General features: G+C 37.0%; 28 protein-coding genes and 1 tRNA gene. 24 read left to right on the top strand and 5 right to left on the bottom strand.

What is annotated here, in order from left to right:
* The first annotated feature begins 68 nt into the window (after positions 1–68).
* From BFJ97_RS07005 to BFJ97_RS06950, 13 genes are all read left to right on the top strand, one after another.
* Positions 69–683, top strand: a complete 615-nt coding sequence (locus BFJ97_RS07005) for a succinate dehydrogenase cytochrome b558 subunit (RefSeq protein ID WP_068983915.1) — start codon at positions 69–71, stop codon at positions 681–683.
* Between the two features lie 66 nt (positions 684–749).
* Complete coding sequence (sdhA, locus tag BFJ97_RS07000; protein WP_068983914.1) at positions 750–2,504, top strand: succinate dehydrogenase flavoprotein subunit; 1,755 nt, start codon at positions 750–752, stop codon at positions 2,502–2,504.
* Positions 2,505–2,509: 5 nt separating this feature from the next.
* A complete protein-coding gene (sdhB, locus tag BFJ97_RS06995) occupies positions 2,510–3,289 on the top strand; it encodes a succinate dehydrogenase iron-sulfur subunit (RefSeq protein ID WP_068983913.1) in 780 nt (259 codons plus the stop codon).
* A gap of 451 nt (positions 3,290–3,740) precedes the next feature.
* Positions 3,741–4,199 (top strand): acyl-CoA thioesterase, encoded by a 459-nt coding sequence (locus tag BFJ97_RS06990; protein ID WP_068983912.1) that lies wholly within the window; start codon positions 3,741–3,743, stop codon positions 4,197–4,199.
* A gap of 247 nt (positions 4,200–4,446) precedes the next feature.
* Positions 4,447–4,668, top strand: a complete 222-nt coding sequence (locus tag BFJ97_RS06985) for a helix-turn-helix domain-containing protein (RefSeq protein WP_004226437.1) — start codon at positions 4,447–4,449, stop codon at positions 4,666–4,668.
* Between the two features lie 74 nt (positions 4,669–4,742).
* Positions 4,743–5,195 carry a MarR family winged helix-turn-helix transcriptional regulator gene (locus BFJ97_RS06980; protein ID WP_068983911.1) on the top strand — a complete coding sequence of 151 codons (453 nt, stop codon included), beginning with the start codon at positions 4,743–4,745 and terminating at the stop codon, positions 5,193–5,195.
* 10 nt (positions 5,196–5,205) lie between these two features.
* Positions 5,206–6,003: a glutamate racemase gene (gene racE, locus BFJ97_RS06975; RefSeq protein ID WP_068983910.1), complete on the top strand. Its 798-nt coding sequence runs from the start codon at positions 5,206–5,208 to the stop codon at positions 6,001–6,003.
* A gap of 130 nt (positions 6,004–6,133) precedes the next feature.
* On the top strand, positions 6,134–6,883 hold the full coding sequence (gene rph / locus BFJ97_RS06970; protein WP_068983909.1) for a ribonuclease PH: 750 nt from the start codon (positions 6,134–6,136) through the stop codon (positions 6,881–6,883).
* A gap of 1 nt (position 6,884) precedes the next feature.
* Positions 6,885–7,478, top strand: a complete 594-nt coding sequence (locus tag BFJ97_RS06965; protein ID WP_068983908.1) for an XTP/dITP diphosphatase — start codon at positions 6,885–6,887, stop codon at positions 7,476–7,478.
* A 12-nt stretch (positions 7,479–7,490) separates the two neighbouring features.
* Complete coding sequence (locus BFJ97_RS06960) at positions 7,491–7,994, top strand: metallophosphoesterase (protein WP_068983907.1); 504 nt, start codon at positions 7,491–7,493, stop codon at positions 7,992–7,994.
* A gap of 133 nt (positions 7,995–8,127) precedes the next feature.
* Entirely contained in the window at positions 8,128–9,588 is a 1,461-nt protein-coding gene (locus BFJ97_RS06955; RefSeq protein WP_068983906.1) for a protein adenylyltransferase SelO, read from the top strand.
* 101 nt (positions 9,589–9,689) lie between these two features.
* On the top strand, positions 9,690–9,863 hold the full coding sequence (locus BFJ97_RS23490; RefSeq protein WP_175401694.1) for a DUF2639 domain-containing protein: 174 nt from the start codon (positions 9,690–9,692) through the stop codon (positions 9,861–9,863).
* Positions 9,864–9,924: 61 nt separating this feature from the next.
* Complete coding sequence (locus tag BFJ97_RS06950; RefSeq protein WP_068983905.1) at positions 9,925–10,626, top strand: YqjF family protein; 702 nt, start codon at positions 9,925–9,927, stop codon at positions 10,624–10,626.
* Positions 10,627–10,666: 40 nt separating this feature from the next.
* On the opposite strand, the gene BFJ97_RS06945 is transcribed toward BFJ97_RS06950, so the two are convergent.
* Positions 10,667–11,332, bottom strand: a complete 666-nt coding sequence (locus BFJ97_RS06945) for a hypothetical protein (protein WP_068983904.1) — start codon at positions 11,330–11,332, stop codon at positions 10,667–10,669.
* Positions 11,333–11,738: 406 nt separating this feature from the next.
* Here BFJ97_RS06945 and BFJ97_RS06940 point away from each other — a divergent pair.
* Positions 11,739–11,812 (top strand) — tRNA-Arg (locus BFJ97_RS06940).
* Positions 11,813–11,906: 94 nt separating this feature from the next.
* Here the strand turns inward: BFJ97_RS06940 and BFJ97_RS06935 are convergent.
* From BFJ97_RS06935 to BFJ97_RS06925, 3 genes are all read right to left on the bottom strand, one after another.
* Complete coding sequence (locus BFJ97_RS06935; RefSeq protein WP_068983903.1) at positions 11,907–13,082, bottom strand: tyrosine-type recombinase/integrase; 1,176 nt, start codon at positions 13,080–13,082, stop codon at positions 11,907–11,909.
* Complete coding sequence (locus BFJ97_RS06930) at positions 13,069–13,572, bottom strand: ImmA/IrrE family metallo-endopeptidase (protein ID WP_068983902.1); 504 nt, start codon at positions 13,570–13,572, stop codon at positions 13,069–13,071. The genes BFJ97_RS06935 and BFJ97_RS06930 overlap by 14 nt, the downstream gene beginning before the upstream one ends.
* A gap of 106 nt (positions 13,573–13,678) precedes the next feature.
* Entirely contained in the window at positions 13,679–14,080 is a 402-nt protein-coding gene (locus BFJ97_RS06925; protein WP_068983901.1) for a helix-turn-helix domain-containing protein, read from the bottom strand.
* 158 nt (positions 14,081–14,238) lie between these two features.
* Here BFJ97_RS06925 and BFJ97_RS25630 point away from each other — a divergent pair, with 158 nt between their 5' ends.
* On the top strand, positions 14,239–14,463 hold the full coding sequence (locus tag BFJ97_RS25630) for a helix-turn-helix transcriptional regulator (RefSeq protein WP_068983900.1): 225 nt from the start codon (positions 14,239–14,241) through the stop codon (positions 14,461–14,463).
* A gap of 66 nt (positions 14,464–14,529) precedes the next feature.
* Positions 14,530–14,730 (top strand): hypothetical protein, encoded by a 201-nt coding sequence (locus tag BFJ97_RS06915; RefSeq protein WP_068983899.1) that lies wholly within the window; start codon positions 14,530–14,532, stop codon positions 14,728–14,730.
* Between the two features lie 19 nt (positions 14,731–14,749).
* On the opposite strand, the gene BFJ97_RS06910 is transcribed toward BFJ97_RS06915, so the two are convergent.
* Positions 14,750–15,106 carry a hypothetical protein gene (locus BFJ97_RS06910; RefSeq protein ID WP_068983898.1) on the bottom strand — a complete coding sequence of 119 codons (357 nt, stop codon included), beginning with the start codon at positions 15,104–15,106 and terminating at the stop codon, positions 14,750–14,752.
* A 66-nt stretch (positions 15,107–15,172) separates the two neighbouring features.
* Between BFJ97_RS06910 and BFJ97_RS06905 the strand changes: the two genes are divergently transcribed.
* The 8 genes from BFJ97_RS06905 to BFJ97_RS06870 all read left to right on the top strand — a co-directional run bounded on the left by BFJ97_RS06905 (position 15,173) and on the right by BFJ97_RS06870 (position 19,152).
* Positions 15,173–15,973 carry a phage regulatory protein/antirepressor Ant gene (locus BFJ97_RS06905; RefSeq protein WP_068983897.1) on the top strand — a complete coding sequence of 267 codons (801 nt, stop codon included), beginning with the start codon at positions 15,173–15,175 and terminating at the stop codon, positions 15,971–15,973.
* Positions 15,974–16,000: 27 nt separating this feature from the next.
* Positions 16,001–16,351, top strand: a complete 351-nt coding sequence (locus BFJ97_RS06900) for a hypothetical protein (RefSeq protein WP_068983896.1) — start codon at positions 16,001–16,003, stop codon at positions 16,349–16,351.
* Positions 16,352–16,505: 154 nt separating this feature from the next.
* Positions 16,506–16,796: a helix-turn-helix domain-containing protein gene (locus BFJ97_RS06895; protein WP_068983895.1), complete on the top strand. Its 291-nt coding sequence runs from the start codon at positions 16,506–16,508 to the stop codon at positions 16,794–16,796.
* Positions 16,784–17,050 carry a hypothetical protein gene (locus BFJ97_RS06890; protein ID WP_068983894.1) on the top strand — a complete coding sequence of 89 codons (267 nt, stop codon included), beginning with the start codon at positions 16,784–16,786 and terminating at the stop codon, positions 17,048–17,050. The genes BFJ97_RS06895 and BFJ97_RS06890 overlap by 13 nt, the downstream gene beginning before the upstream one ends.
* 292 nt (positions 17,051–17,342) lie before the next feature.
* Positions 17,343–17,552: a hypothetical protein gene (locus BFJ97_RS06885; protein ID WP_068983893.1), complete on the top strand. Its 210-nt coding sequence runs from the start codon at positions 17,343–17,345 to the stop codon at positions 17,550–17,552.
* Positions 17,549–17,833 (top strand): hypothetical protein, encoded by a 285-nt coding sequence (locus tag BFJ97_RS06880; protein ID WP_068983892.1) that lies wholly within the window; start codon positions 17,549–17,551, stop codon positions 17,831–17,833. The genes BFJ97_RS06885 and BFJ97_RS06880 overlap by 4 nt, the downstream gene beginning before the upstream one ends.
* A 105-nt stretch (positions 17,834–17,938) precedes the next feature.
* Entirely contained in the window at positions 17,939–18,505 is a 567-nt protein-coding gene (locus BFJ97_RS06875; protein WP_068983891.1) for a host-nuclease inhibitor Gam family protein, read from the top strand.
* Positions 18,505–19,152, top strand: a complete 648-nt coding sequence (locus BFJ97_RS06870; protein WP_068983890.1) for an ERF family protein — start codon at positions 18,505–18,507, stop codon at positions 19,150–19,152. Before BFJ97_RS06875 ends, BFJ97_RS06870 begins: the two co-directional genes overlap by 1 nt.
* The last annotated feature ends 108 nt before the right edge of the window (positions 19,153–19,260 follow it).

Raw genomic sequence — 19,260 nt, 5'->3', positions numbered from 1 at the left:
GAGGTATCATTTACAAAATGATGACTTCTTTTGCTGTGCTATTTTAAGTACTAAGGGGGGTAACAGTCTTGTCGAAAGATCGAGAGTTTTTATGGCGTCGCTTACATTCTCTACTTGGTGTCATTCCAGTAGGTCTGTTTCTGATGTTCCACTTGTCAATGAACTTCACTGCTGTTGGTGGTGAACAAGCTTACAATGATGCAGTAGGTAAGATGGAATTAATTCCACATAGTCTTCTGTTAGTAATGGAATGGGTAATTATTTATATCCCATTATTGTTCCACGCATTCTATGGTGTCTTCATTGCATTCACTGCTTCACCAAACACAGGGCGTTTCAGTACATACCGTAACTGGATGTTCTCATTACAACGTTTCACTGGTGTATTCTTAGTGATTTTCATTGCATGGCATATTTTCCAAACGCGTATCCAAAAAGCGTTAGGTGCAGATGTTGAGTTCAATATGATCGCAGATATCGTTGCGAATCCATTTATGCTTGGATTCTATATTGTTGGTATTTTATCAGCAACTTTCCACTTATCAAACGGTTTATGGGCATTCCTAGTAAGCTGGGGTATTACACAATCTCCTCAGTCTCAAAAGATTGCTACTTACGTAACAAACATTATTTTCGTAATTCTAAGTGTAGTTGGTGTGGCTGCTATTTTATCTTTCGTTTAATATAATTGAAGATACTATAGAGTCCATTCAATCATTGCAATTTTTTAAGAGGAGTGAGAAATAATCATGGCGAAAAGCAAAATAATTGTTGTCGGCGGTGGTCTAGCTGGTCTGATGGCAACGATTAAAGCAGCTGAAGTTGGTACTGAAGTTGATTTATTCTCATTAGTTCCTGTAAAACGCTCACACTCTGTATGTGCGCAAGGCGGAATTAATGGTGCGGTAAATACAAAAGGTGAAGGGGATTCTCCTTGGATCCACTTTGATGATACAGTATACGGTGGGGACTTCTTAGCAAACCAACCACCAGTTAAGGGTATGTGTGATGCAGCCCCTGGTATTATTCACTTAATGGACCGTATGGGTGTTATGTTCAACCGTACTCCAGAAGGTCTTCTTGATTTCCGTCGTTTTGGTGGTACACTACACCACCGTACAGCATTCTCTGGTGCGACAACTGGTCAACAATTACTATACGCGCTAGACGAGCAAGTTCGTTCTCACGAAGTAGCTGGTTTAGTTAACAAATATGAGCACTGGGAATTCCTTGGTGCAGTAGTCGATCCTGACGGCGTTTGTCGTGGTATCGTAGCGCAAGATATGCGTACAGAAGAAATTAAATCATTCCGTGCAGATGCTGTTATTATGGCAACTGGTGGCCCTGGTATTATCTTCGGTAAAACAACAAACTCTGTTATCAACACAGGTTCTGCTGCTTCTATCGTTTACCAACAAGGTGCTTCATACGCGAATGGTGAGTTCATCCAAATTCACCCAACGGCTATTCCTGGAGACGACAAAAACCGTCTAATGTCAGAATCAGCTCGTGGTGAAGGTGGACGTATTTGGACTTACAAAGACGGTAAACCTTGGTACTTCTTAGAAGAAAAATACCCTGCATATGGTAACTTAGTACCACGTGATATTGCAACACGTGAAATTTTCGACGTTTGTGTAAACCAAAAACTTGGTATTAACGGCGAAAACATGGTATACCTAGATCTTTCTCATAAAGATCCACATGAATTAGATGTAAAACTTGGTGGTATCATTGAAATCTACGAAAAATTCGTAGGTGATGACCCACGTAAATTACCAATGAAAATTTTCCCAGCAGTTCACTATTCAATGGGTGGATTATGGGTTGACTACAACCAAATGACTGAGATTCCTGGTTTATTCGCAGCTGGTGAATGTGATTACTCTCAACACGGTGCAAACCGTCTTGGTGCGAACTCATTATTATCTGCTATCTATGGTGGTATGGTTGCTGGTCCAAACGCAGTTGATTATGTTAAACATCTTAAAAAGCATGCTGAAGATCTTCCACAAGAAGTTTTCGATGCTCGCGTAAAAGAAGAGCAAGCTAAATGGGATGCTATCATGAAAATGGATGGTACAGAAAACGCTTACTTGCTTCATAAAGAGCTTGGTGAAATGATGACTGCTACTATGACAGTAGTACGTTACAACAACCAACTAGAAGATACATTGAAAAAACTTGATGATCTTCTAAAACGTTGGGAAAACATCAACATCAACGACACGCAAAAATGGAGTAACCAAGGTGCTCACTTTACACGTCAGCTTAAAAATATGTTACTACTTGCGAAAGTAATGACAAAAGGTGCATTATTACGTAATGAATCTCGTGGTGCTCACTATAAGCCAGATTTCCCAGAACGTGATGATGAAAACTTCTTAAAAACAACTATGGCGAAATTTGATCCAACTACTGGTGAACCAATCATCACTTACCAAGAAGTTGACGTTTCATTAATCCCGCCACGTAAACGTGACTACTCTGCGAAAGGAGACTAAGAATTATGGATATCGCAGCTAATACTGGAAGAATGGTAAAAGTTGAAATTTTACGTCAAGATACACAAGGTGGCAATGGCTACTGGCAGAAATTCGAAGTTCCTTACCGTCATGGTATGAACGTCATTTCTGTATTAATGGAAATTCAAAAGCATCCAGTTACGTCAAATGGTGAAAAAACAACACCAGTTGCATGGGACATGAACTGTCTTGAAGAAGTTTGTGGTGCATGTTCAATGGTTATCAATGGCCGTCCTCGTCAATCTTGTTCAACACTGATTGATCAATTGACTGAACCAGTTCGCCTTGAGCCTATGAAAACATTCCCAGTAATTCGTGACTTACAAGTTGACCGTGAACGTATGTTCAATGCACTTAAAAAAGTTAAAGCATGGGTTCCAATCGATGGTACTTATGATTTAGGTGAAGGTCCACGTATGCCAGAAGGTAAACGTCAATGGGCTTATGAATTATCTAAATGTATGACTTGTGGTGTATGTATGGAAGCGTGTCCAAACGTGTCTGAAAAAGCTTCATTCATCGGACCAGCACCATTATCACAAGTACGTCTATTCAACACTCATCCAACGGGTGCCATGATTAAAGACGAACGTTTAAATGCAATTATGGGTGATGGAGGCCTTGCAAACTGCGGTAACTCACAAAACTGTGTAGCTGCTTGTCCAAAAGGTATTCCTTTAACAACATCTATCGCATCATTAAACCGTGCAACTACAGTGCAAATGTTCCGTAACTTCTTCGGTTCTGACCACTTCGTAGACTAATAGTACGAGCTTTACGCCCAAACTCCCTTACACTAAATGTGTGGGGGAGTTTTTTCTATTGTAAAATAAGTAATTTACAGGCAATTCTATCCTAAGGGGCGTTATTAGATAAAGATTAATTATAACTAAAAGAGTTCTTTAGGATATTTGTGAAGGAGACCCAGTAGTCAATCGGCGAAGCGCTTGAGGAAGCTTCACATTGTGCCTCCCCTAATTGTTTGATATAAAGACAGTACTCTTACAAATACAGCTTAAGCAAAGGAGCAATGATTGAATAAAGATAGTTGACTGATCCCGCAGATAAGGCAGTTTGTTGAAAAAAAGTGAGTGAAAATTCGGATTTTATATGACAATTTAACGTTTTCTTATATAATGAATATATATTCATTATTGTTCGCTAATTCTGTATGTTGCTTAGAAGAAGTGAATGAAAATTAGGGGGATGGCTAAGATGAAAGCAAGTTATATTGGAGATTTTCAGAAATGGGTAAAGGATTTTTCGTTTTTAACTGAGGTGCGTGTACGTTTTTCAGAAACGGATATGTTCGGTCATATGAACAATACAGTTAGTTTTACATATTTTGAACAGGCACGAATTGATTATTTTCGCCATTTAGGAATTCTAATGCCATCAGCAAGTGATGAAACTGTGGATAGTATTCCGATCGTAGCCGACTTACAGTGTGACTACGTGAAGCAAGTTTTCTTTGATGACGTCCTAAGAATTTATACGAAGATAGCGAAAGTAGGAAGCTCATCGATGGATATTCATTATTTAGCGAAAAATCAACATGATGAGGTTTGCTTTACGGGTCGTGGTACGATAGTGCAAATGGATCCTCGGACTGGGAAGAGTGTACCTCTATCTGAAGAAACAAGGGCTCAACTCGTTAGCCTGGCGATTCTGTAACAGAAAAGTCGATTCAAACTATTGAGGTTACGGAGCTAAAAAATAGATAGTGAGTAATAGGATATTTTTTCGCCATTAACAAACATTTCAGCTGATGAAATTGCCATTTCACATGAATTTACGGATTTATGGAAACGATTTTCAAATTTTTTCAGGAAACATGTGATATTCATCAAAATAGCCGTCACCGCTCCTCGTTCCTTAACATAAGTTACAATACGTGCGGGGGAGGAGGGTGTAACTGAAAATGAATGGCTCTCATCATCGTTCTCTTTTAACAAACCGAGAACGTGAAATATTTGCGCTTTTATTAGCTGAAAAAACAACGAGGGATATTGCAGAGCAACTTGGTATTAGTGAAAAAACAGTGCGAAATCACATTTCCAACACAATTCAAAAGTTAGGTGTAACAAATCGATCTCAGGCGTTAATTGAGCTGTTACGCTTAGAAGAATTCAAATTAGACTAATGGACACTTGCTATTTCAGAGAAAAAACGACAAAATAGAACTATTCAACGTATTTTTAGGAGTGAAATAGTTATATGTCGGATGAAGTAACAAAGCACTCACCTGAAACCGTTACAACGGTTGAAAAGGAATTACGCTATATAGCGGCCATTGTGAAACAAAAAGGAAGAGAAATAGTTTCACAATATGCGATTACGCCGCCACAATTTGTTGCATTACAGTGGTTAGAAGAGCTTGGAGATATAACAATTGGCGACTTGTCAAACCGATTATACTTAGCTTTTAGTACAACGACAGATTTAGTGGACCGAATGGAGAAAAATGAATTAGTCAAACGTGTGCGTGACGAAAATGATCGTCGTGTCGTTGTTGTTCATCTTCTCGAAAAAGGCGAACGTATTATTCAAGAAGTAATTGAAAAAAGACAGCAATATTTGCAAGAAAAGCTTGTTGGTTTTAACGAACAAGAAGTCGAGCAATTATCAAGCTTTTTAGAAAAACTACATGTACACATGAAACAGGATTGAGGCGGAAAGTATGAATGCCCCGATAGGCGTTATTGACTCAGGAGTAGGCGGTTTAACCGTAGCAAAAGAAATAATGAAGCGATTACCAAATGAAACGATCTATTATATTGGTGATACAGCAAGATGTCCTTATGGTCCGAGAACTCGTCAGGAAGTACGAAACTTCACTTGGCAAATGGCAAAAGCACTAGAGAAAATGAATATCAAAATGCTCGTCATTGCTTGTAATACAGCGACTGCAGTAGCACTCGAAAGTTTACAAAGAAATATGCCTTTTCCGGTACTAGGCGTTATTAATGCTGGCGCACGTGCAGCTGTAAAGAAAACGAAGCGACATGAAGTCGTTGTGCTTGCAACAGAAGGAACAATTAAAAGTGCGGCGTATGAGGAAGCATTATTGTCACTGAATACGTCAACACATATTATTCCATTGGCGTGTCCAACATTCGTACCACTTGTAGAAAGTGGCGAATATAAAGGTGAATTTGCAAATAAACTAATTGAAGAAGGCTTAAAGCCGTTGAAAAATGAACAATTTGATACAGTTATACTAGGATGTACACATTATCCCATATTGCAAAAGCAAATTGAAGCTGTGGTCGGAGAAGAAGTCTTTGTACTATCTTCCGCAGAGGAAACAGCAAAGGATGTTCAAGAAATGCTTGCGTATAATGGTACTTTGGCTGACCAAGATGCAGTGCCTGCTCATAAATTTTTTGCAACCGGTTCTGTTCCAATTTTCCGTTCGATTGCTGAAAATTGGCTTGAGCAAGGAACTCTCAATATAAAACGTATTACATTAAAATAAAAAATCAGCTTAGCAATGGGCTAAGCTGATTTTTGCCGTTTTTAGCAATGTACATAAGGGACTGAGTACTTTTTTGAAGGATAAAATTATGGTAAGATGAGGGCGCGAAAGTTTTTAGGAGGAAAAAATGATGACAAGATTTGATGGAAGAAATGTAGATGCACTGCGTCCCGTGAAAATAGATAGTGAGTATTTATTACACCCGGAAGGCTCAGTTTTAATTCAAGTAGGCAATACAAAAGTAATTTGTACAGCAACGATTGAAGATAAGGTACCTGGGTTTTTACGTGGACAAGGTAAAGGTTGGATCACGGCAGAATATTCGATGTTACCTCGTGCAACAGCACAACGTACACCACGCGAATCATCTCGTGGCAAAGTCAATGGCCGTACAATGGAAATCCAACGTTTAATTGGTCGAGCATTACGTGCTGTAGTTGACCTAGAAGCACTTGGTGAGCGTACTGTATGGATTGACTGTGATGTGATTCAAGCAGATGGAGGCACACGTACAGCCTCAATTACAGGCGCATTTGTAGCGATGACGCAAGCAATTGCTAAGTTTGCAGAAGAAAAACAATTATCTAAATTCCCGGTGACAGACTATTTAGCTGCAACAAGTGTTGGTATTGTAGAGGATCACGGAGCAATTTTAGACTTAAACTACGTTGAAGATGTTGCTGCTGCTGTAGATATGAATATCGTCATGACAGGAGCAGGACGATTTGTTGAGCTACAAGGGACAGGTGAAGAAGCAACTTTCTCTCGTGAAGAGTTAAATGAACTACTGGCGTTAGGTGAAGCGGGCATTCAACAATTGATTGCACTTCAAAAAGAGACACTAGGTGATTTGGCTAACAAAGTGGGAGGAAATGAATAACATGAATCAAGTAGTAATTGCCACTAAAAATAAAGGAAAAGCAAAAGATTTCGAAGCATTATTTGGTCCACTTGGCTATGAGGTAGTAACGATGTTTGATGTTGCACCAGAAATGGAAATAGAAGAAACAGGCACTACCTTTGAGGAAAATGCAATCTTAAAGGCAGAAGCATTGGCGAAAGAGCTAAACACAATTGTTATTGCTGATGATAGTGGCTTAGCTGTTGACGCATTAAATGGTGAGCCAGGTGTTTATTCTGCACGTTATGCTGGTGATCATGATGATGAAGCAAACATGGTTAAGCTGTTAGAAAACCTAAAGAATGTCGAAGATGAAAAGCGTACTGCACGTTTCTGTTGTTGCATCGCTATTGCAGGGCCAGGTTTTGAAACGACAACAGTTTTTGGTACTTGTGAAGGTGTCATTGCACACGAAAAACGTGGTACAAATGGATTTGGTTATGATCCTGTTTTCTTTGTCCAAAGCTTAAACCGTATGATGGCTGAGCTAACAGCCGAAGAAAAGGGGGCAATTTCCCATCGTGGGAATGCGATTCGTAAGTTGAAGGAACAATTGCCAAATCTTATAAAATAAGAGGTGATATCCATGCAAATACTAGTCATGAGTGATACACATGGCGATAGTGATGTGATTGAAAAAGTTCGTGGCTTCTATCCAAATATCGATACTTTCATTCATTGTGGAGATAGTGAGCTTCCATTCTCACATAAAGTATTGGATGGTATGAAGAAAGTGCGAGGGAATTGTGATATCGATCAAGCTTTTCAGGATGAAGCAGTATTCGATATAGAGGACGTAACAGTCTTTGTAACACATGGTCATTTATTCAATGTTAAAACTTCAATCTTGTCATTATCATATCGTGCAAAAGAAGTAGACGCGCAAATTGTGTGCTTTGGTCACTCTCATATACTTGCTGCTGAAATGATTGAGGATGTCCTATTTTTAAATCCGGGGAGCTTATTAAAACCACGTGGTCGTAAAGAAAAAAGCTTTGCCCTTGTCGAGATTGAAAATACGTATTTTGAAGTAAAGTTCTTTACGGATGATAATCATTGTATTTCCACTCACAAGTTTATACGAAAATGATGGAACAAAAACGCTTAGGTTAAAATAACTCAAAGCGTTTTTGTTTTATTAGCAGAAAGCTAAATGGTAAAAATGGCTATGAATTGTTTATGATGAAGGAGAAAAAATAACTATAAACGACAAAGGAGAAAACATGGACAATACAATAGGATGGAATTTTGATAATAGCTATGCCCGCCTACCAAACATTTTTTATACATCGCTCATTTTAAATCCAGTTCGTTCACCAAAATTAGTAGTGTTAAATGAAGCGGTAGCACAGTCACTTGGATTAAATTTCAATGCTCTACAAAAAGAAGAAGCGGTCGCGATTTTTGCGGGTAACAACAGCCCAACTGGTGGCACGCCTATTGCGCAAGCTTACGCCGGACATCAATTTGGGCATTTTAATATGCTAGGGGACGGAAGAGCGCTGTTGTTAGGAGAACAAATAACACCAAATCATGAACGATTTGATATCGCGCTGAAAGGCTCAGGAAGAACCCCTTATTCCCGAGGTGGAGATGGCAGAGCAGCACTTGGTCCAATGCTACGTGAATATATTATTAGTGAAGCAATGCATGCACTCGGTATTCCAACCTCTCGAAGCTTGGCTGTCGTCACTACAGGCGAAACGATTATTCGTGAAACCGAGCTCCCTGGTGCAGTTTTAACTCGTATTGCAAGTAGTCATTTGCGAGTGGGAACTTTCCAATATGCAGCAAATTGGGGAACTGAAGAGGAGCTAAAAGCTTTGGCAGATTATGCTTTGGAGCGTCATTTTTCAAATGTTGATAAAGCTCAAAATCGCTATCTCTACCTACTTCAGGAAGTCATGAAGAAGCAAGCAACTCTCATTGCAAAATGGCAACTAGTCGGTTTTATCCATGGTGTCATGAACACAGATAATATGGCCATTAGTGGGGAGACGATTGATTATGGTCCTTGCGCTTTCATGGATATCTATGATCCAGCGACAGTATTTAGCTCGATTGATCGACAAGGTCGTTATGCGTACGGTAACCAACCTAATATCGGGGGATGGAATTTAACACGTTTTTCTGAATCATTATTACCATTAATCGATGAAAATCAGGAAGATGCCATAAACCTAGCTCAAGAGACATTACAACAATATCCACAGCTGTATTATGCAAACTGGTTAACAGGTATGCGAGCAAAACTTGGGTTGTTTAACGAAGAAGATCAGGACGTAGCACTAATTGAAGAGTTTCTATCGTTAATGCAGCAGTATCAGGCAGACTATACGAATACATTTATTGCATTAACCTTCGATAAATTTGATGAATCAACGTTATTTAGTGCAAAAGAATTTAAAGAATGGCATCAGAAATGGCTTGGAAGACGTGAAAGACAACAGGAAACAACAGCCATGTCTCACCAATTAATGCGGGATCATAATCCAGCAGTAATTCCACGAAATCACCGTGTAGAAGAAGCATTAGAGGCTGCTGTTGAATGTGGAGACTACAGTGTAATGGAACGATTACTGAATGTTCTTGCACAGCCTTTTGCACATACTAAGGAGCAGCAGGAATATGCTACATTACCAACACCATCTAACCAACCATATCGTACTTTTTGTGGCACATAAGTTAAAAACGAGGGATAAATTCCTTCGTTTTTTTATGTACAATAACCGTAACCACATAAAACTCTGAAGCATACGCTATGTATGAATATATGTGAAGGAGAATGTGTGACGTGTATAAGTATTCAAAAGGTTGGTTTGTTAAGCAACTTCGAGACCATGGAATTTTGGTGCATCCACAATATAAAAGTCATTTAGGCAATTATAAAGAATCCGAATTACGCAATTTATATTACAAATATGTTGAAAAAGAAACGTTCGATTCAGAACAAAAATAATCATTTTCGTTTGAATAACTCCTTTGTAGGAAAGAATTTTACTACAGAAGGGAGTTATTTTATGTGGAGCAAACCGTGGATTATGACGCAAATATGGCAGGATGTGTTGTTTCTACATTGGCCAATATCACCTAATGAAATAGAGCCGTACATCCCTCAAGAATTGCAACTGGATCTCTATGAAAATAACGCTTGGCTTAGTGTTGTCCTTTTTAAAGTAAAAGGACAACGGCTGAGATTTTTACCACCATTCCCTGGGATGGATTCCTATTTACAGCTGAATGTCCGTACATATGTTACATATAACGGCATGAAAGGTATTTATTTTTTTAACTTAGATGTTACAAATCGTTTTATTGTACAAATAGCTACAAAAGCCAGTCTATCCTATCGCCATTCAAAAATATCTTTAAAACAAAGAGGAAACCATTTTTCTTTTACAAGTTTACATCACGGAGCGCTGGCTGAAAGGTTGAAGATTTCCTATCAACCGATTTCTAGTGCAATAATGAGTTCTACCTTAGAAAAATGGTTGGTGGAACGTTATCATTCTTGGGCGAAATGGAAAAATTCCTTATTTCGCATAGATATAAGTCATATGCCTTGGCAGTTGCAACGGGTCAACATTGATATCGTAAGCAATACACTAGCTCCTTTTGTGAATGAAACAACAAAAGGAATTCATCCAATAGCTCATTATTCAAAAATACAAAAGGCTAGAATTTATCCACCGATAGTGGAAATAAAAAACCAGCTTTATTAACAAATTAACTTTGTCAAAAAAGCTGGTTTTATTAATAACATTAATAAAAAAGATAGCAAAATTGCATCACAATGGCACTAGCAATCATATCCGACATAGCAAGTGCCTCGGCCTCAATGACATCAAAAATTTGTACATCTGCTTGATAATTTTTCTGAATCATTGCTACAGCTTCTTTTTTTGTTAAAGCTAAATGCGTATAGAACATTTTTTGCAAGTCCTCTACACTCAAGTATGGATTTATTCGATTCAAAAATATTACAATTTCGTTAGCATTACGATACCATTCCTTTTCTTTTGCCTTTGCTGTTGCTGCATCCCCTTTAGCAGCTGCAGTAACTAACTGTGCTGCAATAATAAGGTGTTCTTTAATCAGCTCAGAATAGCGATCAGCAATTTGGTCACCGTAAAATGGACGTAGACAATTCCCTAAGTCAGTCGCATTTCGTAGCAGCCGTTCCTGCACAAAGGGTAAGTCAGGTAAACCAAAGACAATACTGATAATCGTCATCCTCGTCCAATTGACGTGCTCCATCCATAATAAACGATTCATTGCCATAAAATCAGCTTCAGCTTTACTAATACAGCGCCGGCAATCGTTCTGAGGTTTTAAAAAATGGCGAATTGGTGCGGTATATTGAGTGTTGGGAGCATTATATAGCGCGCTTAAAGAATTGCCATAATTTCCATATGGATATGAAAACAATGTATATCAACTCCTTCTAATATTCTTTCTAGTGTAGAATACTCCGAGGTACTCCCAGTTATGAAAGAAGTGAATCTGTTTTATTCTTATTACAACATTGGCATTATTTCGTGCATATGCTAATACAATGTTTTTGCGAATCCCTTGTGCATCACCAGTTACGACACTACTAAATCATTCAAACATTTTAGGATCCTCCAGTTTTTTTGCTTTTTTATTTTAGTAAAAAATCTGTTATGATTAGCAAAAGTAGTTTTGAGAAATGGCATAAAGGGGTATATGAAATCATATAATATTTATCATGAGGCAAACCTTGCCTTCATAGTAAAATTAATGTTGACATTATGCTTTAAAGCGCATATAATAAATATTGTCGTTAATATAGTTTATATAGAGATGACATCATGTCTCAGTAGCTCAGCAGGATAGAGCAACGGCCTTCTAAGCCGTCGGTCGGGGGTTCGAATCCCTCCTGGGACGTCAATGTAAGCCTTACAGCCATAACGGTTGTAAGGCTTTTTATTTTTATGCATAAATGAGGATAGCTTAATAATTTGCCCAAAATTTGTCCAAATCATTCTTTTTTGTTAAATAGCTTATCGAAGTGATTACTTGCTCTTTGATCAGTTTCCTCTAATAAATGACCATAAGTATTCATCGTAGTTGTGATACTTGAATGTCCCAAACGAGCCTGAATAACTTTTGGATGTTCTCCTTCGTGAATTAAGAGGGTGGCCGAAGTATGACGTAAATCATGAAAACGTATTGTTTCCAAATCTTCATTCCTTTTCATAAACCGTTCCCACCATTGGCTAATAGAATCAGGTCTATAGGGTTTACCATATTCATTTGAAAATAAAAACGTATGCTCTTGCCATTCTCTATCTTCTCCGGCTTCAGATAACTGGTATTTTTTAAAAGCAGCCAACGTTACTAAATCATTCATAACATTGGATGGTATAGAGACAATTCTTTTCCTTCTACCTTTTGTATCTTTTAATACAATACCTTCACCAGCGACATTAACAAGAGCTTGTTCTATTAAAATCGTATTATTCGTTGGATTTAAGTGTCTTTCTTCAAGAGCAACTATTTCACCTTGTCTTGCTGCACTTACTACAGCTAATTCAACCAATAATCTCCTTTCAGCACTAGCTTGTTTACGTAATCTTTCAAATAAAGCTACTACTTGAATTTGACTATAAGCTTTTCCTTCTTCATATTTTAACTTAGGTAAAGGTATATCCTTACATGGATTATTTTCGATAATTTCCCATTCTGAAGCTACAGACATAATACTGGAGAAAGCTTTATATATATTGTGTACTGTGGAAGGTGATAGTGTTCCTGCATTCCCATCTCTACGTTTATTATTTTTTTGCAAGTCATTTACAAAGAAAATAATATCAACTTTCTTGATTTCTCGTATTTTTATATCTCCAAAAATCGGAAGAATGCGCTTTTCAAGATGGTTACAGTTATCTCTAAAGCCCCGAATGCTATAGTGCTGTTTAGCATATTCATCCCTCCAGCGAGGGTATAGTTCGTTAAGAGTAACGGTATCTAAGTTATTGAAATATACCTCTTTATTTTTTGATAACTCTTCTTCAAATAATATAAGTAAACGTTTAGCTTCTTTTTCATTTTTAGCCTCAACGGTTTTATATTTTCGGACGCGTTTTTTCCCTCGATACCCTAGGTCTGCATATAATGAATATTTATTTTTTCCTATTTGTTTAACATATCCCACTATAATTGCTCCTTTCAGCAAGAGAATAACCGTCAAAAAAATGATTATTAAGGTAATGATTTAGACGTTTTTGAGCGAATTCATACTTAACATTAAATAGTAGTTGGATCATATTAATAGCTTTTTCTTCATCTATAGGTAGTTCTATTTTTTTTAGCATGAAAGTTGGTACACATGCTTGTAAAGCAAAATTGTTTGCTTTATATTCCTGATACTCCCTAAAAAGAGATATAGCTTTGACTTGATTACCAGAATGCAAAATCGCATGACCTAATTCGTGGCAAAAATCCTGCCATTGTTCCTCATTAGATAATCGTGAGTCTATAGAGATCACATTTCCAGAATTCATTGAATCAATAGGTAAATAGAGTAATGTTAAACCAAGTTTTGGTGCAATTATTCGTGGATCTAACTGTTTTGGAGTAGTGACATTAATACTTGAATAAAGGTTTCGAATGTAATCTTCTGAATGAGTGTAAATAAAAGTCATAATTCCCCTCTTTTGCAAACAAATGTTCCTATATATTAACAAAAAAATTCACCAAAGGAAAGGTGAATTTTATAATTATTTGGGAATTACATAAAATCTTGTAACATTACTTCTTGTTTTCTTGTTGTTTTTTCCACACTTCATAAAACACTTCGAATTGTTCTAGTGCATCAAGCATATTCTCTGGTTGGTTTTTGAAAAATAAATTTTCTCTAGTTAAAAAGAAATCGATAACTTCTTTTTGGTATGCACTTAGTTTGTTGTAATCCTCATCTGAAATACCTGCAAGTTTGTGGTTAACCGGAGAAGGTTCATCGCTAACGCAAAGTAAATAATCTGTCGTTACTTTGAAATAATTAGCTATTTTTTGAAGTAATTCAAAGTCAGGCTCTCTTTTCCCAGTCTCATATTTAGATAATGCAGAATATGTTATCCCTAATGAACTAGCTAGATGTTCACGAGTTATTTTTTCGTTTTCTCTTAATTTCTTTAATCTTTCATGAAACATAAGAGTTCTCCTTTTAGTTTGATTTATTAAATTTTACACTTATTGTCCAATAAATATTTGCATTTGGACAAAATGTGTAATTAATAGTTGACTTTGGACGTTTTGTCCATTATATTTAACTCAAGAGACAAAAAGTCCAACAGAACTGAGGTGAAGAAATGAGATCAAATTTAAAAACTCTTCGACAGAAGAAGAAATTAAGTGTTAAGAAAATATCTCAAATATTAGGTATTTCTACTTCTCACTATTACAAAATTGAAAGTGGAATAAGAAACCCAAACTTTATTCTCGCTGGGAATATAGCTGAATTATTCAACTGTAGCGTAGATGAAATTTTTTTTAAACAACTTTTGGACGAAGTGTCTAAAACGAATGTTTCTTAGTAGACAATATGTCTATTCATTTCCTTATTAACACCCTATCTATATAAAACGAAAGGGGGTGTAGTTGTGGAGCAAAATAAGCTTGAATTACTACATGATGAACTTTTTAAAAGAAGAACTGAACTTTTAAAAAAAGTTGATGCAGATGTAGTGAACAAAGTTCTGCAGTCTTTAAGAAAATCGTTAAGTCAACATAATTTGTCTTCTGAGCAAACAGAAGCAATATTAAATTATTTTTACTGGTTTCATTATGAGAACGACAATTAAAATTGCCGGTCCAATTGGTTTATCGACTAAGTATTTCCTTAGCTTTTTCGTGAACATCAACAACTGTTAAATCAGGATTTCCTTTTACAAAGCCTTCTAGTTCAAGGCGCGGTAATGTAGATTCTAAAACTCTAGCAATTTTAAATCCATATACATGTAGAGAAGTAATAGATACATTTTCAAAATTAAATCTATTCATTCTTTCCCCGATTAGAAGTTGTAAGAAAATCATCATATCTAAAGTCTCTAATAACTCTTGGTGTTGATATTTTTCTAAAAGGGGTTGGCTGTGAAGGTCTTCTAATGAGTATTTACCTTCACCTAATTTGTAAACAGTTGTAATAATTTCGCAAACCATAATATTGTTTAATTTCATATTCTTACCTCCGATCTACCAATAGTTTAGCAGATTGGGGAATTTTAAAACATAGGAGGTCTTCTCATGAATCAATTAAAAGTAGTTCCATTCAACAGTCAATTGGTAACAGATAGTCGAGATGTGGCAGAAATGGTCGGGAAACGTCATGACCATTTAATCAGAGATATTAAAGGGTACATCGAGATTTTAGAGGACGCCCCAAATTTGGGGAGTGCGAATTTCTTCATACCCCACACTTATCGCAATAGCCAAAATAAAGAAATGCCTTGCTATCTACTCACAAAAAAAGGTTGTGACATGGTTGCCAATAAAATGACTGGAGAAAAAGGTGTCTTATTCACAGCAGCATATGTCATTCGTTTTGAAGAAATGGAAGAGCAGCTTAGTAAACCACAATTTAATCTGCCTTCTACTTACAAAGAAGCCTTAATCGCTCTACTCGAAAAAGAAGAAGAACGTGAACAACTTGAATTAGCTAACAAACAAAAAGATCAAATCATCGGTGAAATGAAACCGAAAGCTGATTACACAGATCGAATTTTGAACAGCAAAGGGTTAATGACTATTACACAAATAGCCAAAGATTACGGTATGTCCGGACAAGCAATGAACAACAAACTTCACGAATTGGGTGTGCAATATAACCAAGGAGGTCAATGGCTTCTATACAGTAAATATCACGACAAAGGATTTACTCATTCACAAACCATTGATATTACACGTTCAAATGGTAGTCCTGATACAAAACTAAATACTAAGTGGACTCAAAAAGGTCGATTATTTTTGTACGACATTTTGAAGTCTAAAGGCATTGTCCCGGTGATAGAACGTAACAATAAACCGCAATTACGAATTGTGCAGTGATGTACTGCTCGCTAGGAGGTTAGCAAAATGAATCTAACTATAGACGAACTGAAAGACGCATTACTTAACGCCGAATTAGTCGACTTGTTTCAAAAGGCTTACAAGCAGGGAGTTGAAGATTGTAGAGAAGCTATGAAATCTGAATTGCTTCTACCTTCAAACTTAAGAAAAGAACACGTTGCTAAAATATTCCAATGTGAACTACCGACTGTAGAGAAGATAATTCGCATGGATGGATTCCCAAAGTGTCATGCATTAACAGCTCGTTATCCACGAGATAAAGTACTAGAATGGCGAGACAATAATGTGATGTATATGAATGAGCGCTTGGGAATTTATGTGAGCGAAAACGAAAGTCTTAGATTATTAAGGGCTTAGGAGAGGCCAGGGCAAATGGCCTCAAGTCAAACTACCAATCTAGTAAGAGGTAGGGGCAAATCTACCTCTTATCATTATATTAAGTTAACTTGAGAGAAATTGGTATTCCACAATGGAATTTATTCCAATACGGAATATTGAGGAGGACGTAATTATGTTCGATGCACTTGAACACGGAAAATTGTTAAAACTCTTTCGTAAGAAAGCAAAAATGACTCAAGAGGATATTGCGGAAGAATTAAATATAACACAATCATGTGTAAGCAAATATGAGAGTGGTAGAAAGGTTTTAGATTTATCAACATTTTTAAAATGGATTAACATAACAAACTCTGAAATGCCAGCAGCCGCAATATTATTCGGAATGGATACTGTAAATGCCGTAACTCAGTTAATGCCGATGATGCCAATGTTTATAGGAGGATTGTTCAGATGGATATTGTAGAAAAATTGAAGCTAGAGATAGCAAAGTTAGAGGCTTGCAACGAGGATTTATTAGTAGCTATTGGAGTGCATAACAAACGTGGAGATTATCACCAATCAGCGGAGTGTATGCGAAAAATCAAGAATTCAACAAACGAAATCGTAAGACTAAAAGCACATTTACAAGATCAACAAAATTTCCTTTGGGTTATCAAAGATTTACAAGATAGAGGTCTACTAAGCGAGGTGATGAAGAAGTATGCGCATCAAAGTTAGAGCCTGGAGGCACATGACGCTTAGACAAAGGTTAGTATATGTACATTTTTATTGTGACAAAAAAGTGCTTGCAAAACTAAATGGCAATAAAAAAGCTGCATAATCTTTGGGGGATTAAACAGCAACTAAATTATACAAATGTATTATACCACAAAATCAGACGTTTGCGAGTCGAAACTCGCTCTCGTCAAGCAGTTCATAATTCCTCCTCGAATTGGTCTGGTTAACCAAACATATTATGAACTGCTTGATGGGATTCCATCAAATACATACAGAAAGAGGGTGAGAAAACATGAGTATCGCACCGTTTAAGCCAAGAATGCAAGAGGTCCTTCTAGATACAGAAGTGTTTGAAGAACGCTTTGCTGAGTATGACATCATCAGTGAATTTACTGGAATCATCTACACCTTAGTGGCAGTTGAGGACAATGTACGTTACTTGAGCTTTGTAACAAAGTCTTATGCGGAAGTATTACGAAAACAAAAGGAGGCGATAGCGTGAATGTTCTATTAGAAGTAGAAAATCCAATGGTACTTGGTCGCATTGAGTATCCAACAGCACCTTATGAGCCAACTGTAAGCTTTGAAATGCACGATGATTTTGGTAGTTTCATAGCTTCTGGTGACGTGTATTTCGAGATTGGTGATGCGATCGTACACATCGACAACATCAGTGATTACTTGGCTACAGGATATAAGGATGATTCAACTTACGATATGAGTGATTCAGAGGTTATTGCTTACGTGGAGGAGCATTATGGCATTGCTCATACAAAAAAATAATCCAATCCGTTGCACCGGAAAGGATTAAGTAAGGACCATGCCAAATATCATTTTTCAAATTATAACGCATGGTCCTAATAAATACAAATCAAAGGAGGCATTTTAATGAACTTGTTGCAGGAAACAGAATTACATGAACTTTATGAAATGCAACCACAAGAAAAACAGATAATTGTCATTAAAGATATTAATGGACTGAATTGGGCATTACGAAAAATCAATGCAGCCAATACAAAATTGAATGAAATTAAATCATTAGCTGATGCAGAACGAGAGCGCATTAATGCTTGGGAGAAAAAAGTGAGTGCAGGATTGGCGAGTGATATTACTTTCTTTGAACAGAAAATATTTGAATATCATTCACAAGTTCTAGCTAACGATTCTGAACAAAAAAGCATTGTTACTCCATACGGTAGAGTGCGATCCATTACAAATGAAGCACAGCCAGAAAGGTTAGATGATGAAGAGTTATTCAATTATGTAGTGGCTAACCAATTACCTTATGTAGAAGTAAGTACTTCTCGAAAATTGCAGTGGGGCGAACTCAAAAAAACGCTTAAAGTTGTGCAACATGGTGAAGAACAAATTGTTGTAGATGCAGATGGACAAGCTGTACCAGGGGTAATAGTAAAACCACGAACAACAACATTCAAAGTGGAGGTGGATGACTAATGAAAAAATCAGAATCAATTGCAGCATTAGCTAAATCTTTATCGCAGTTTCAGTCCAAGGTTAAACAGCCTCTTAAAGACAAAAACAACCCTTTCTTCAAATCCAAATATGTACCACTAGAAAGCGTTGTTGAGGCTATTACAGAGACTTCAGGAGAATTCGGCTTATCATTCATTCAATTCCCTTTAAATGATGCTAATGGACGTGTAGGTGTAACAACATTACTTATGCATGAATCAGGTGAGTGGATTGAATCAGAACCGATTTTCGCTACACCAGCTAAACAAGATGCACAGGGTGCAGGATCAGTTATTACTTACTTAAAACGCTATTCGTTGTCGGCGATATTCGGAATCACAAGCGATGAGGATGATGATGGCAACGGTGCTCAAATTCCTAATCAGAATTCACAGCCTAAACAGCAAGGTGGACAAAACAATAACTTGATATCTGATGCACAGTTGAAAGCTCTAAATTCATCTATCAGTACAGCAGCGAAGCGTACAAACACTGATGTTTCTCAAGTAACTGATTATGCGAAACAATCATTTAACATTCCAGCAAACGTTGAAAACAAATCACTGACAAAAACTCAAGCAAGCCAACTGATTGATTTTATTAATCAATTACAACCAAAGGCTGTGTAGATGAATAACGTACCACACAAAGTCCTTTTGCCTGCTTGGATATTTGAGCAGGCGAAGGATAACGACGAAACAAGACACTTAGTGCTGCAATACATGACTAGGTATCCA

It is taken from the genome of Lysinibacillus xylanilyticus (assembly GCF_001708185.1).
Classification (GTDB): domain Bacteria; phylum Bacillota; class Bacilli; order Bacillales_A; family Planococcaceae; genus Lysinibacillus; species Lysinibacillus xylanilyticus_A.
Note: the sequence above shows the minus strand (reverse complement) of the source record. Positions and strands in the feature narration are given on the sequence as shown.